Origin of the sequence: Nonomuraea sp. NPDC049480, from assembly GCF_044465905.1 — a bacterium.
GTDB lineage: Bacteria > Actinomycetota > Actinomycetes > Streptosporangiales > Streptosporangiaceae > Nonomuraea.
In genome coordinates, this window is record NZ_JBITMD010000012.1 from 86,861 (window position 1) to 99,201 (window position 12,341).

At 71.9% G+C, this 12,341-nt stretch carries 12 protein-coding genes; 8 read left to right on the forward strand and 4 right to left on the reverse strand.

Annotation, left to right across the window (positions count from 1 at the left end; translation table 11 throughout):
- Positions 1 to 77: 77 nt before the first annotated feature.
- Positions 78 to 1,334 (reverse strand): acyltransferase, encoded by a 1,257-nt coding sequence (locus tag ACIBX3_RS31550; protein WP_397123310.1) that lies wholly within the window; start codon positions 1,332 to 1,334, stop codon positions 78 to 80.
- Between the two features lie 183 nt (positions 1,335 to 1,517).
- On the opposite strand from ACIBX3_RS31550, the gene ACIBX3_RS31555 reads away from it, so the two are divergent.
- Both ACIBX3_RS31555 and ACIBX3_RS31560 read left to right on the forward strand, forming a co-directional pair.
- The gene (locus ACIBX3_RS31555; RefSeq protein ID WP_397123312.1) at positions 1,518 to 2,765 is read left to right on the forward strand and encodes a sensor histidine kinase; all 1,248 of its coding nucleotides are present in this window, start codon (positions 1,518 to 1,520) and stop codon (positions 2,763 to 2,765) included.
- Positions 2,756 to 3,403, forward strand: a complete 648-nt coding sequence (locus ACIBX3_RS31560; protein WP_397123314.1) for a response regulator — start codon at positions 2,756 to 2,758, stop codon at positions 3,401 to 3,403. Before ACIBX3_RS31555 ends, ACIBX3_RS31560 begins: the two co-directional genes overlap by 10 nt.
- A gap of 123 nt (positions 3,404 to 3,526) precedes the next feature.
- Here the strand turns inward: ACIBX3_RS31560 and mihF are convergent, their stop codons facing one another.
- The 3 genes from mihF to ACIBX3_RS31575 form a co-directional block, all read right to left on the reverse strand.
- Entirely contained in the window at positions 3,527 to 3,832 is a 306-nt protein-coding gene (gene mihF, locus ACIBX3_RS31565) for an integration host factor, actinobacterial type (protein ID WP_127934572.1), read from the reverse strand.
- A 105-nt stretch (positions 3,833 to 3,937) separates the two neighbouring features.
- Positions 3,938 to 4,237, reverse strand: coding sequence for a heme-binding protein (locus tag ACIBX3_RS31570; RefSeq protein WP_397123316.1), 300 nt, complete (start codon positions 4,235 to 4,237; stop codon positions 3,938 to 3,940).
- 213 nt (positions 4,238 to 4,450) lie between these two features.
- Positions 4,451 to 5,815, reverse strand: coding sequence for an ROK family protein (locus ACIBX3_RS31575; protein WP_397123318.1), 1,365 nt, complete (start codon positions 5,813 to 5,815; stop codon positions 4,451 to 4,453).
- A 12-nt stretch (positions 5,816 to 5,827) separates the two neighbouring features.
- Between ACIBX3_RS31575 and ACIBX3_RS31580 the strand changes: the two genes are divergently transcribed.
- The 6 genes from ACIBX3_RS31580 (at position 5,828) to ACIBX3_RS31605 (ending at position 12,339) form a co-directional block, all read left to right on the forward strand.
- On the forward strand, positions 5,828 to 7,096 hold the full coding sequence (locus ACIBX3_RS31580; RefSeq protein WP_397123320.1) for an MFS transporter: 1,269 nt from the start codon (positions 5,828 to 5,830) through the stop codon (positions 7,094 to 7,096).
- A 182-nt stretch (positions 7,097 to 7,278) separates the two neighbouring features.
- On the forward strand, positions 7,279 to 8,298 hold the full coding sequence (locus ACIBX3_RS31585) for a LacI family DNA-binding transcriptional regulator (protein WP_397123322.1): 1,020 nt from the start codon (positions 7,279 to 7,281) through the stop codon (positions 8,296 to 8,298).
- Entirely contained in the window at positions 8,295 to 9,209 is a 915-nt protein-coding gene (locus ACIBX3_RS31590) for a carbohydrate ABC transporter permease (protein ID WP_397123324.1), read from the forward strand. The genes ACIBX3_RS31585 and ACIBX3_RS31590 overlap by 4 nt, the downstream gene beginning before the upstream one ends.
- Positions 9,206 to 10,024: a carbohydrate ABC transporter permease gene (locus ACIBX3_RS31595; protein WP_397123326.1), complete on the forward strand. Its 819-nt coding sequence runs from the start codon at positions 9,206 to 9,208 to the stop codon at positions 10,022 to 10,024. The genes ACIBX3_RS31590 and ACIBX3_RS31595 overlap by 4 nt, the downstream gene beginning before the upstream one ends.
- 9 nt (positions 10,025 to 10,033) lie before the next feature.
- Entirely contained in the window at positions 10,034 to 11,344 is a 1,311-nt protein-coding gene (locus ACIBX3_RS31600) for an ABC transporter substrate-binding protein (protein ID WP_397123328.1), read from the forward strand.
- 14 nt (positions 11,345 to 11,358) lie between these two features.
- Positions 11,359 to 12,339, forward strand: coding sequence for an ADP-ribosylglycohydrolase family protein (locus tag ACIBX3_RS31605; protein WP_397123330.1), 981 nt, complete (start codon positions 11,359 to 11,361; stop codon positions 12,337 to 12,339).
- Positions 12,340 to 12,341 lie beyond the last annotated feature (2 nt).

Genomic DNA, 12,341 nt, shown 5'->3' on the forward strand with positions numbered 1-12,341 from the left:
TACCTATCCTGCCGAAGTTTGCACGATGGTCGGACCGCTCGCGGCCATCTCGCGTAAAGCCGGCGCGCCGGATCCGGTCACGCCTGCGCCCGCGGCGCGGTCATCAGCAGCCCGCCCAGCAGCGCCAGCACCGCGAGGAACGGCCCGCCGCCGGGCGCGAACCCGCCCACGGTGAGCGTCAGCATCCCGCCGCCGACCAGCGCCGACGCCGCCAGCATGCCGGTCCACCCGGCGGCGCCGTACGGCAGCGCGGGCGGCGTCTCGAACCTGGCGAACAGCTTGACCAGCGGCCACATGACCAGGCAAAGCAGCCCGAACCAGAGCGGCCACCCGGCCCACCAGAACGCGCTGCCCGGCACCGGAGTGCCGATCCGCAGCAGCACGACCACGAGGCCGGTCACCACGAACAGGGCCGGCATGTGCCACAGGTACACCGTCATGATCCGCGGCCCCGCCCAGTCCAGCAGCCGGCCCGTGGGCAGCCGCACCAGCCACGGCCGCAGCAGCGCGGCCAGCCCGACCTGCCCGGCGCCCACGGCCAGCATGGCGAGTGTGGGCGGCGCCATGTTCGACACCTCGGCGCCCGGCAGCCCGATCATGCTGCCCGGGTACGGCCCGAACGCCACCAGCAGCGCCGCCGCGCCGAACCCGCCCGTGGCCAGAGCAACGGGCCGCCGCAGCCGGCCCGTTGCGTAGAAGAAGCCGAGCTGGTGCACGGCCAGCCACACGAACACGACGTTCAGGTAGCCGATCGGCTCGAACCCGGTCGAGAACCGCGCCACGTCCGTCACCACCGCTCCGGCCGCCAGCGCCGCGGGGACGAGGAGCCCGTGCCGCTCGTGCAGGCGCAGCGCGTACGGGGTCGCGAGGACCGCGATCAGGTACACGGCGAGGAACCACAGCAGCTGCCCCGTCAGCCGCGCCCCCACCTCCAGCGGCTGCTCCGGCACGCCGAAGGTGAGCAGCACGTGGGGGAGCGGGATCCACACGGCCGCCAGCGGCAGCAGCGGCCAGGCCAGCCGCCGCAGCCGCGCCGCCAGCCACCGCGGCGCGCCCCCGGCCGACCGGCCGAAGCTGATCGCGTTCGCCGCGCCGCCCGCGAAGAACACCAGCGGCATGACCTGGCTGAGCCACGTCACCACCCACACGCCCGGGGAGGACAACGCGTTGCCCGTGGTCAGCCGGACTCCGTCATAGGCCAGCACCGGGATCGTCCAGTGCTGGAAGACGATGAGCGCCATGCCCGCCACGCGCAGCAGGTCGATGAACGGGTCCCGGGCCTTGGGGAGCGCCTTCGCGGTTACGGAGACCGGGCGGTCCAGCAGGACGGTCATGGGGGGCCTCGTTTCACAGGGAGCGGATGGCTCCAGGCTCCCGTCCACGAGGCTTCGGCACACTGACGCGAGCCGCCCTCCTGGGGTCAAGATCGCACCACTGCCCGTGGTAGGGCTGGCCCCACCCCCGGACACCGGCGCACCTTCTCGTCATGCGCGGGGTGACGACTTACGGTGAAGGTCATGCGCTCCCTGATGAGGCGTGTCCTTCTCGACACCCGCTACACGCTGGTCGGCTTCCCCACGGCCGTCATCGGCTTCGTGCTCATGATCGCCGGTTTCGCCGCCGGAGTCGGCACGGTGGTGATCTGGATCGGGGTGCCGCTGCTGGCCGGCACGCTGATGGTCGCGCGCGGTTTCGCCGACGCGGAGCGCGGCTGGCTGTCCGACGTGCTCAAGCGGCCGCCCGTACGGCCGCGCTACAAGCCCGCCCCACCCGGCGCGGGCCGCTTCCGCAGGATCGTCAACCCGCTGATGAGCGGCCAGTCCTGGCTCGACCTGCTGCACGGGATCATCGTCTTCCCGTTCGCGATCCTGTCCTTCGTGCTCACCGTCGTGTTCTGGGCGATCCCGCTGGCCGGGCTGACGTACCCGTTGTACGGCATCATCACCTCGCGCATCCCCGGCAACGAGGAACTGCCCCAACTGCTCGGCCTCGGCGACGGCTACCTCGTCAACTCGATCTTCTACGTCTCCGTCGGCCTGTTCTTCACCCTGATCATGCCGTTCGTGGTGCGCGGGGCCGCGCTGATCAGGGCCGGGCTCGGCCGGGCGCTGCTGACCGGCGTGGCCGAGCTGCAGGAGCGCATCGACGACCTGGCCCAGGGCCGGGCCGCCGCCGTGTCGGCCGAGGCCAACGCGCTGCGCAAGCTGGAGCGCGACATCCACGACGGCCCCCAGCAACGGCTGGTCTCGCTCGCCATGGAGCTGTCCAGGGCGCAACGGCAGCTCGCCAAGGACCCCGAGGCGGCCCAGGCCACGATCAAGTCCGCGATCGCCGCCACCCGCGAGACGCTCGACGAGCTGCGCGCGCTCTCGCGCGGCATCGCCCCGCCCATCCTGTCCGACCGGGGCCTCGCGCCCGCCCTGGCCGCCCTGGCCGGCCGCTGCACGGTCCCCGTGGACCTGGACGTGCAGACCGTCGAGCGCTATCAGGCGGCGGTCGAGAACGCCGTCTACTTCGTCTGCGCCGAGACCCTCACCAACGTGGCCAAGCACAGCCGCGCCACCATCTGCACGGTCCAGCTGTCCCGCATCGGCGACGTACTCATGCTCACGATCGGGGATGATGGGGTCGGCGGCGCGCACGTCGCCAAGGGACACGGTCTCGCCGGACTGGCCGACCGGCTCCGCGCGGTCGACGGGGAGCTGACCGTACAGTCGCCGGACGGCGGGCCGACGTTGATCGTGGCGGAGGTGCCGTGCGGGTAGTCGTGGCCGATGACGCAGTGCTGATCAGGGAGGGCCTGGTCAGGCTCCTGGAGGAGTTCGGCTGCGAGGTGGTCGCGACCGTCGGGGACGGTGACGCCCTCGTCCGGGCGATCGCCGAGCACAGGCCCGACGTGTCGGTGGTCGACGTGCGGATGCCGCCGTCGTTCACCGACGAGGGGCTCAAGGCGGCGGTCGAGGCCCGTCGCATGGTGCCCGGGGCGCCCGTGCTGATCCTCTCGCAGTACGTCGAGGTCTCCTACGCCGACGACCTGCTCGCCGACGCCCGCGGCGCAGTGGGCTACCTGCTGAAGGACCGGGTCGTCGACGTGGACGAGTTCCTGGAAGGCCTGCGGCGGGTCGCCGCGGGCGGGACCGTGTTCGATCCGCAGGTGGTGTCCCAGTTGATGGTGCGCAGGCGCAAGGACGACCCGTTGGCGCAGCTGACGCCGCGCGAGCGCGAGGTGCTCGAGCTGATGGCCGAGGGGAAGTCCAATCCGGCCATCGGGCGGCAGCTCGTGATCAGTGACGGAGCCGTCGAGAAGCACATCAGGAGCATCTTCAACAAGCTCGGTCTCTACGCGGAGGACAGTGATCAGCATCGCCGGGTGCTCGCCGTACTGGCCTACCTGCGTTCCTGAATCCCCCGGCCGGCCCGCCGGACGAGAGCGGGGCGGCTCGCCGCTCTCCCGGCCCCTCCTGCCTGGCTGAGGGAACGCCGGCCGGTCCGCGCGGCGCTGCGCGCGGACCTGGCCGCCCGGTGTTTAGCCGAGCGCCTCGACCAGCTTCTTGCGCTGCTGGGCGCCCAGGCCGCCGAGGCGGCGCTTCTCGTCGACGCCCGCCTCCTCCATCAGCGCGGTGGCCTTGGCCGGGCCGACGCCCTTCACGGCACGCAGCGCCTGCGACACCTTGATCTTCTTCGCGATGTCGTCGTCGCGCTCCAGCAGCTGTGAGAACGTCATCTCGCCGGCCTTGACCTTCGCCAGCAGGGCCGTGCGGGCGGCGCGAGCCTCGGCGGCCTTCGCCAGAGCCGCCTGACGCTGCTCGGGGGTGAGGGTGGGAAGTGCCATCTCTGTTCTCTCCTCGGGGAGTTTTACGATCGGGTTTTCTGTTACCCGTGGTGCAGTGGCTAATCATGGCGGATACCAGCGGTTCGTGTTGCGGAAAGCGCCCGCTCAACGCGTCCGCCACACCAACGCGGCCGCTTCGGCACACGCCACGTCCTGCGCGACCGTGCCTCCACTGACCCCTATGCCGCCGACCACGCGTTCTCCCTCACCGTAGTCCGCCCACAGCGGGATGCCACCTCCAACGCCGACAAAACCGCTCCCCGCCAGGCCGGCGAGGTCCCCGCCCGCGGTCATTTCCCCGGCGAGGCCGGCGGTGCTCCTGCGCAGGGCCACCGAGGTGTACGCCTTGCCCGGCGCGAGCAACGGCCCGGAGATCTCCGCACCCTCCATACGCTGGAAAGACACCAGATTTCCACCGTCGTCGACGACCGCGACGGAGAGATCGACGCACCTTCCCTGAGCGCCTGCCTCACGGCCGCCTCGGTCATGCGGAGAGCGAGCTCGAGATTCACGCGTCACGTCCCTCGGTCGTGATTCTTTCGCGCGTCGGACTCTCCATGGGGTCAGGCTCGCTGCGCGACCCGGCAAGATCGCGTACGAGATGCGCCAAGGTGGGGGTCAGGTTGGCTTTTGCCCGCTCAGCGTGGAATTCATCACATTTTGCCGATCTGGCGTGTCGTGGCCCTGTCCGGGGTGGTTCGCGCGCCACCGGTCCAGGCCCTCCGGGGTGAGGAAGGCGTCGAAGACCGACTCCATGGCGCCCAGGAGCGAGCCGCGCCAGCCCAGGGCCGAGCCCTCGACGCGGGGCGGATGGTCGCGGCGGATCGCCATCAGGCCCGGCTCGCAGGCGGCCATGAGGACGTCACCGGCCCGCTCGTACAGCTCGACGCCGTGGCCCGACAGGGTGACCGCCTCGGGGTCGTGGGCGTTGACGAGAGCGGCGATGCCGCGGCCCAGGGCGCGGGCGTTCCTGGCCACCGCCTCCCGGCTCGTGGCCAGCACGTGCTCGGCCTGCTCACGGCCCCTGCCGCCGCCGTAGGCGAGGCCGACGTGGCGCAGGAGCGCGTTCGCGCCGACGTCTAGGCCCCAGCAGCCGATCGCGCCGCACTTGCAGGGACGGTCGCCGCCGGTCAGCGGCATGTGGCCGAACTCGGCACCCGTGCCGCTCGCGCCGCCCAGCGGCCGGCCGTCCACGACCAGCACGCCGCCCAGGTCGAAGTCGACGTGCAGGTGCAGGCCCACGCGCACGCCCTGCAGCCGCCCGCGCCGGGCCTCGGCCAGCGCCGCGAACGCGGTGTCGTTGCCCACGACGAGCGGCACGCCGCCGCCCGCCACGTGCACGCCGGACTCCCGATCGCCGGTGAGGCCGTGCTCGCCCGTGGGGCCGCCGTCCCGCCCGTGCTCGCCCGTGGGGCCGCCATCCCGCCCGTGCTCGCCCGTGGGGCCGCCGGCCCGCCCGTGCAGGCGCAGCAGGCGGGGCACGTCCGCTGAACGCCAGCCGAGGTGGGCGATGTCCACCAGGCCGCCGTGCCGGACCGGGCCGGCCAGTGCCACGCCGATGCCGACGACCCGGTCGCCGAGCCGTTCGCGCTCGGCGGCGATGGCCTCGCCCAAGGGGCCGAGCGCGCCTTCCGGGGTGCCGTCATGGGGCCGCGTGGCCAGCACCGTCACCCGTCCGCCCAGCTCGCACGCCGCCAGCTCCCAGGCGTCCTCGCGTACGTCCACCGCCAGGGCGAGGGGGCCGCGCGGATGCGGGCCCGGCACCTGCGTCGGCCGCCCCCGGCCGTGCTCCGGCGCGGGCTCCTCGTGCAGCAGTTCGTCCTCCACCAGCCCGGCGACGAGCACCGACGCCGTCCCGCGCGCCAGCCGCAGGTCGCGGGTCAGTTGTGACCGGGTGCGGGCGGCCCCGCAGTCATGCACGGCACGCAGCAGCCTGACGCGGTTGTGCGCGCGGAGTTCGACGCTGGTCGTGGCTCCATTCACATAGCCCACCCTATGCTCTGGCCCCGAGCAAACTGTTATGCTCTGGCTGTGAACAAAAGCCTTATTGACGCCAGACGTGCACGTGCCGGAGTTTTCGGATTCTTCTTCCTGGCCGGTCTTGTGATGGGCTTGTGGGCGGCCGGGCTGCCGTCGCTGAACGACCGGCTCGGCCTCGGCCCCGCCCGGCTGGGCAGCGTCCTGCTGCTGATCTCGGGCGGCGCGCTGGTGTCGATGCTGGCGGCCGGGCCGATGGTGGACCGGTGGGGGAGCCGCCGGGTGTGCTGGATCGCCGGGCCCTTCTCCGGTCTGGTGCTGCTCGGGCCGGCTCTCGCGTCCTCGTACTGGACCTTGGTGGTGCTCGCGGTCGTGTTCGGGATCGGCCTGGGGGTGACCGAGGTCGCCATGAACGCCCACTCCGTCGAGGTCGAGCGCCGCTACGGGCGGCCGATCATCTCGGCCTTCCACGGGACGTGGAGCCTGGGCGGGGCCGCAGGGGGCGGGCTGACGTCCCTGATCCTGCAGGCCGGCGTGGACGCGCAGGCGCTGCTGATCGTGGCGGCGCTGGTGGTGCCGTTCCTGTACGTCCCGGCGGCGCGGCTGCTGTTGCCCGACCCGCCCGCGCACGACTCCGCCGGCTCCGCGGCCCAGCAGGGCGGCTCCTCGCTGAAGTGGGGGCTGATCGCGCTGCTCGGGCTGGCCGCGTTCGCCGGGCACCTGAGCGAGGGGGCGGCCATCGACTGGGCCGCGCTGCACGCGCGCTGGGTGCTGGAGACCGACCCGGCCATGGCGCCGCTCGCGTACACGATCTTCTCCGTGGACATGACGACCGTGCGGCTGCTGGGTGACCCGATCCGGGCCAGGCTCGGGTCCGTGCTCACCATCCGGCTGGCCGGGATCTTCGCCACGGCGGGGTACGTGCTCGTCCTCGTCGCACCCATGGCCCCGCAGGCGCTCCAGGTGGCGTGCGCGTGGACCGGATGGGCGCTGGCCGGCGTGGGGCTGGCCACCGTGGTGCCGGTGCTGTTCAGCGCGGTCGGGGCGGCCGGCGGGCGGGTCGGGCGGGCGCTGGCCATGGTGACGGCGTTCGGCTACAGCGGGCTGCTGCTGGGGCCGGCGGTGCTGGGGTTCGTGGCGGAGGCCACGTCGCTGCCGGTCGCACTGATCATCCCGGCGGTGCTGGCCGCCGTGGTGACGCTCGCCGGTTCCCCCGCCATTCGCGCCATGGTCCGGCTCCCGGTTCCGGCCGCTCCGGTGCCGGAGCCGGAGCCGGCACGCGACTGATCTTGCACCGAGACCGCCGTCCCTCGCGCGCGCGAGGGACGGCGGTTGCCTTTCGGGCTGCTGACCTGGTGTTATGCGATCGTGACTTGACCTGCAAGTTGCACCCATGTTTCATGTGGCCCACACCGTAAACGTTTACAGAACCAGGGGTCGTCAACGTTTACGCCAAGGGAAGGACTGCCGTGGCCGACGGACCCACGATCAACACGATCGCCGAGCGCGCCGGTGTCTCGATCGCCTCCGTCTCGCGGGTGCTGAACGGCCTGCCGACCAGGCAGGAGACGGTGCGCAAGGTGATGGCGGCCGCCGACGAGCTCGGCTACGTGCGCAACGCCGTGGCCAGGTCGCTCAAGTCGCGCCGCACCCACCAGGTGGCCTTCGCCATGGCCGACGTGGGCAACCCCGCCTACCTGGCGATGCTGCGCCAGATCCAGCCCGTGCTGAAGGCCGCCGGCTACCGGCTCGTGCTGCACTCCACCGACGCCGTCGTGGCCGACGAGATCGACGTGCTGCACAGCCTGGGCGAGCGGTACGTGGACGGGCTGATCATGAGCCCGCTGCGGGTCACCGAGGCGCATCTCGAGATGCTGGCCGCCGCCAGGGCCCCCGTCGTGATCATCGGCTCGGTGCCCGAGGGGACGCCGGTGGACAACGTGCGCGCCGACTCGCGTACCGGCGTCAGGCTCGCCGTCGACCACCTCCACGCGCTCGGCCGCCGGCGGATCGGCCTGATCAACGGCCCGCTCGACACCGTGCCGGGCGCCGCCCGCGGGGCCGCGTACCGGGAGGCGCTCGGCGACCTCGGCCTGCCCTGCGACGAGGACCTCGTGCAGATCGGCGACTTCTACCGCGCACAGGGGGGCCGGGCGGTGGCGGAGCTGCTCGCCAGGAGGCCCGACGTGGACGCGCTGATGTGCGCCAACGACCTGATCGCGCTCGGCGCGCTGGACGTGCTGCGGGCCGCGGGGCGGGCAGTGCCGGACGACGTGGCGGTGGTCGGCATGGACGACACCGACCTGGCCGCGGCCTCCTGGCCGGCGCTGACCAGCGTGTCGCTCGGCTCGGCCGAGCGCGGCAGGGCCGCCGCCGAGCTGTTGCTCGACCGGCTGCAAGGCGGCGATCGGGAGCCCCGGGTGGTCACCGTGCCGCCCCGCCTCGTGGTGCGGGCCTCCACGGTGGGGGCAGAGGGGGGCGGGGCGTGACCACGACCGCGACGAGGCCGGCGCCGCCGCGGCGGCCGCACGCGCGGCCCGGGCGGATCTCGCGCAGGACTCGCGAGATGTGGCTGCTCATGCTGCCCGCGCTGGTGCCGGTCTTACTCTTCAGCGTCGGCCCGCTGCTGTACGGCATCGGCCTGGCCTTCACCGACGCCCGCAACACCCGCAACCACGAGACGAGCTTCGTCGGCCTGGAGAACCTCGGCGAGCTGCTGACCGCGGCCGACTTCTGGTCGTCGTTCCGGATCGGCATGATCTGGGCGGTCTCGGTGACCGTGCTGCAGTTCCTCGCCGCGCTCGGGCTGGCGCTGCTGCTCAACGAGAACCTGCGCTTCAGGGGCGTGGCCCGGGTGCTGGCGGTGGTGCCGTGGGCGATGCCGCCGGTCGTCATCGGCCTGATGTGGAAGCTCGTCTACCACCCGGACGCGGGCATACTCAACAGCCTGCTCGGCACGGACATCAACTGGCTGGCCGACTTCTCGCTCGCACTGCCCGCGATCATCGTGGTGGGCGTCTGGACCGGCATGCCGCAGACCACGGTCGTGCTGCTGGCCGGCCTGCAGGGCATCCCGAAGGAGCTGTACGAGGCCGGCGAGGTGGACGGCGCGGGCCGCTGGCGGCGGTTCTGGAACATCACGCTGCCGCAGCTCCGGCCCGTGATCGTGGCGATCACCTCGCTCGACTTCGTGTGGAACATCAACCAGTTCGGCCTCGTCTACGTGCTCACGCAGGGCGGACCCGGCGGGCAGACGCGGCTGCCGATGTTGTTCGCCTACGAGGAGGCGTTCCGCTACCGGTTCGCCGGCTACGCCTCGATGCTGGGCCTCGCCATGGCGATCGTCGTCCTCGCGGTGCTCGGGCTGTACCTGTGGCGGCAGATGAGGGAGACCCGGTGAAACGTCTTTCGCAGTACGCCGCGCTGGTCGCGTACATCGTCTTCCTGGCCTTCCCGCTGGTCTGGCTGCTGTCCACGGCGCTGAAGACGCCGCAGGAGATGGCGCTGGCCGACCCGACGTGGATCCCGCGCGAGCCGACCCTGGCCAACTTCACCGACGCCTTCGGCGAGCAGGACCTGGTGGGCGCAGCCGCGCGCAGCCTGGGCGTGGCGCTGGCCAGCAGCGTGATCACGGTGCTGATCTCGCTGCCCGCCGCGTACGCCATCGCCCGCTACCGCGGCCTGGTCAACCGGATCGCGATCGGGTGGGTGCTGGTCAGCCAGGTGTTCCCGTTCATCCTGATCATCATCCCGCTCTTCATGATCCTGCGGGATCTGGAGCTGGTGAACACGCTGCCCGGGCTGGTGGTCGTGCACGTGACCTTCACGCTGCCGTTCGCTTTGTGGATGCTGCAGGGGTACGTCCGCGCCGTGCCGCCCGAGCTGGAGGAGGCCGCGGCCGTGGACGGCGCGACGCGGCTGCGCTCGCTCGCCAAGGTCGTGGCGCCGCTGCTGGCGCCGGGCGTGGTGGCCACGCTGCTGTTCGCGTTCATCTCGTCGTGGAACGAGTTCATGTTCGCGCTCGTCGTCCTGCAGAACCCCGACGTCATGACGCTCCCCCTCACGCTGGTGCGGTTCACCGGCCCCGAGGGGGTGGCCAGGCTCGGCCCGCTGGCCGCGGCGTCGCTCATGGCGACGATCCCGAGCCTGATCTTCTTCGCAATCATCCAGCGGCGCCTGAAGTCCGGCCTGATGGCCGGCGCCGTCAAGGGCTAGGAGGCTCACATGCGAATCAAGTCCGCTCTGGCGGCGGCCGCGATCGTCGCGCTCGCCGCCGCGTGCGGCAGCGGAGGCGGCGACGGCGGGTCCTCGTCCTCCTCCAACGAGCCAGTGAAGATCAATTTCCTCAGCCTGGCGTGGCAGAAGGAGTCCCTCGCCGCGAACAAGCAGCTCGTGGACGAATGGAACAAGGCCAACCCGAACATCCAGGTCACGTACGTCCAGGGCAGCTGGGACAACGTCAACGACCAGCTCGTCACCCAGTTCGCCGGCGGCACCGCGCCCGACGTCATCCACAACGACTCGCCCGCGCTGTCCGGCTTCGCCACCGACGGCTACCTGCTCGACCTGAAGGACAAGCTGCCCGCCGAGCTGAAGAGCGACATCCCGCAGGCCGCCTGGGACACCGTCACGTTCGACGGCGGCAAGGGCGGGCAAGGGGTCTACGGCGTGCCGTTCCTGCAGGAGTCGCAGGTCATCGTCGCCAACAAGAAGTTGCTCGGCGAGTCCGGCGTGCGCGTCCCCACGCCGGACAACCCGTGGACGTGGGACGAGTTCTCCGAGGCCGCCAAGAAGATGACCAAGAGCGGCTCGTTCGGCGTGGCCTGGCCGATGAAGTCGCCGGTCAACAAGACGCTCAACCTGGCGCTCAACTTCGGCGGCACCTTCTTCCAGACCGGCGCCGACGGCAAGACCACGGTCAAGGTCGGGCCGGAGGAGCGCGAGGTGCTCCAGCGCATCCACGACCAGCTCTACAAGGACAAGTCGGCCGACCCCGCCGCGCTCGGGCAGGGCACCGCGGACCCGCTGCCGGCCTTCTACAAGGGCAAGTTCGCCATGCTGCCCGCCGGCGTGTTCCTGCGGCAGCAGGTCGCCGAGCAGGCGCCCGACGGGTTCGAGTGGGTGACGCTGCCCGGGCCGAAGGGCACCAGCGCCCAGCAGGGGGCGGTCTCGCAGACGCTGTCGATCGCGCAGGACAGCAAGCACGCGGACGAGGCCATGAAGTTCATCGCCTTCTTCCTGAACGGCCCGAACCAGGCCAAGCTCGCCAAGGGGGACTGGCTGCTGCCGACCTCCCAGAAGGCCGCCGCCGACCCGGCGATGACCACCGAGGAGAACGGCTGGAACGTGGCCACCGCCTCCGCCAAGAACCTCGTCGTGGCGCCGTTCCTCAAGGTGAACGGGTTCGACGAGTGGAAGAGCAAGGTCGCTACCCCGGTGCTGCAGGAGTTCTACGCCAATAAGATCACCATCGACGACGCGGCCAAGAGGCTCGTCGACGAGGGCAACAAGGTGTTGGAGCGATACCAGCGTTGAGTCATCGGGACCCGTTGAAGGACAGGGCCCGGGGGTGTCTGCTCGGCCTGGCGGCCGGCGACGCCCTCGGGGCCCCGGCCGAGAACCTGTCGCCGGCGGAGATCCGCCGGCGGTGGGGGCGGCTCACCGAGATCGAGGGCGGGGGCACGGACGACACCGAGTACGCCGTCTTCGCCGCGTCGCTGCTGGTGCGGCACGGGCACGGGCTGACCGCCCGGCTGGTGGCGGAGGCGTACCGGACGGAGATCATCCCCCGGGTGACCGGGCCGATGCGGGGGGCGGGGTTCTCCGAGCTGGGCACTGTCGAAGCGCTTCGACACGGCCTGGAGCCGCCTTTGACCGGGCTGGTGCACTCTCACGGGTGGTCGGACGGGCTCGCCATGCGGGCCGCGCCCTACGGGGTGTTCTGTCCTGGCGATCCCGCGGAGGCGGCGCGGCTCGTGGAACAGGACGGGCTGGTCAGCGGGTCCGGCGAGGGGATCCTGGGTGGCCGCGCGGTCGCCGGCGCGGTGGCCGCGGCGATGGGCGGGGCGTCGGTGGAGGAGATCGTGCCGGCCGCGCTGTCGGTGATCCCGGCCGACTCGTGGACGGCCCGGAACATCGTGCGGGTGTGCGAGGTCCTCGGCTGGTCACCGCCCACGGGCGCGACGCGCGCGGCGACTGACCTGGAGCTCGTGGAGGCGTTGCACGAGGCCGTCGTCGTGAGGCATTACCCCTGGACCGACATCGCGCCCGAGGCGGTGTCGCTGGCGTTGGCCGCGTTCCTGGTGGGTGAGGGGGACGTCGAGGCGTCCGTGACGTTCGGGGTAAGTCTGGGCCGGGACGCCGACACGATCGGCGCCATCGCCGGCGCCATCGCCGGTGCCGGGCAGGGCGAGGGCGGCGTGCCGGAGCGCTGGGCCGCCAGGATCGGGCCCGTGACCGGCAAGTGCCTGCCCGTCGTGGCAGGAAGACACGTGCTGGACGTCGCCGACGAGCTGGCGAAAGGACTGTAGGA